General features: G+C 61.6%; 2 protein-coding genes. Both read right to left on the bottom strand.

Annotation, left to right across the window (positions count from 1 at the left end; all coding sequences use genetic code 11):
- Nucleotides 1-236 (bottom strand): ATP-binding protein (locus MCRY_RS22305; protein ID WP_217808267.1); only part of this gene is annotated, 236 nt, incomplete at its 3' end.
- A gap of 15 nt (nucleotides 237-251) precedes the next feature.
- A partial coding sequence (istA, locus tag MCRY_RS22310) for an IS21 family transposase (protein WP_085633964.1) occupies nucleotides 252-1,277 on the bottom strand: 1,026 nt, incomplete at its 5' end.

Consider the following 1,277-nt stretch of genomic DNA (forward strand, 5'->3'; position numbering starts at 1 on the left):
AATGTATAATCCACGTCTTCCAAACACGCGGTGCTGTCGCGCAGCTTGGCGGCGCGCAGGCGGGTCTGAAATCGGCGTGTGTCGCGGGTGGCGCTTTCGCGATCCAGCATGAGGCCGATCCATTCGATTGGGTCCATTTGGCGGCTATCCTCGCGCGCCAGCAGTTCGGCCAGGACCTCGGCCATGCCGTCGAGCTTCAATGCGCGCAGGGCGTCGTGGGTGGGATGGGTGAGCATGGTTTCCTCTCTTTCTCAGTGAAAATACTTGGGGCCACGGATATTGCCGTGGGCGATGGGGGGTGCATCAGGTGCGGCATCGACAGGCTGGTCTTCCAGACGGTTGGACAGGATCGAGGTGATTGATTTGAGCGAACAGGCATTCAGCACGAGTGCCCGGGCGCAGGCGGCATCCAGCCGTTCCGCTCCACAACCGCGTTCCAACTGGAGAACACCGAGACCTGCGCGGATGCCGTGATCGGGACGGGGTTTGTCCCGGACGATCACGTCGATCACGGTGGCCACATTGGGGCCGATGGCCTGCGCCTTGGCTTGCAGCTTTTCGATGGACATGTCGGCATAGTGGCGGTGATGGGGTGGCATATGCGTCCGGATGGTGGTGGTCCCGTGATCCCCCGGACTTGCGCGCTGATGGCTGGCCATGCGCCGACCGCGGTGAAAGGCTTCGACGGTGTCTGATGTGATGCGGACCCACAGCGCCTCCCCGACCAGTCGATTTGGAACCGAATAGAAATGATCCTGAATGCGGATGTGATAATCGGGTCGCACGGTGACCTTTTGCCAGTCCGCATGTACATGGCGTGTGGGTGGCAAGGGCATCAGCGCGGGCTTTTCCACCGTGTCGAACAGCTCCTGGCGCGAGGCGCCCAGGTGGCGGCTGACGCGGGCGTTCATTTGGGCAAGCGCCTCGCGGATGGCAGCGTTCAGTTCCGCCAGCGAAAAGAACGTCCGGTTGCGCAGCTTGGCCACAATCCAGCGCTGGACCAAAAGCACGGCGCTTTCCACCTTCGCTTTATCTTTGGGCTTGTACGGCCTCGCGGGCAGGATCGCGGTGCCATAGTGCCGCGCGAGATCCGTGTAGCTGCGGTTGATGGTCGGTTCGTGAAAACAGGCCCGGATCACAGCCGATTTGAGATTATCCGACACGATCGTCGTCGGTACGCCGCCGAAATATTCAAATGCACGGACATGCGCCCCGATCCAGTCCGGCAGGCTCTGGCTCCAGCTGGCCTCAACATAGGCGTAGTTCGACGCACCAAG

Source organism: Marivita cryptomonadis, from assembly GCF_002115725.1.
Lineage (GTDB): Bacteria > Pseudomonadota > Alphaproteobacteria > Rhodobacterales > Rhodobacteraceae > Marivita > Marivita cryptomonadis.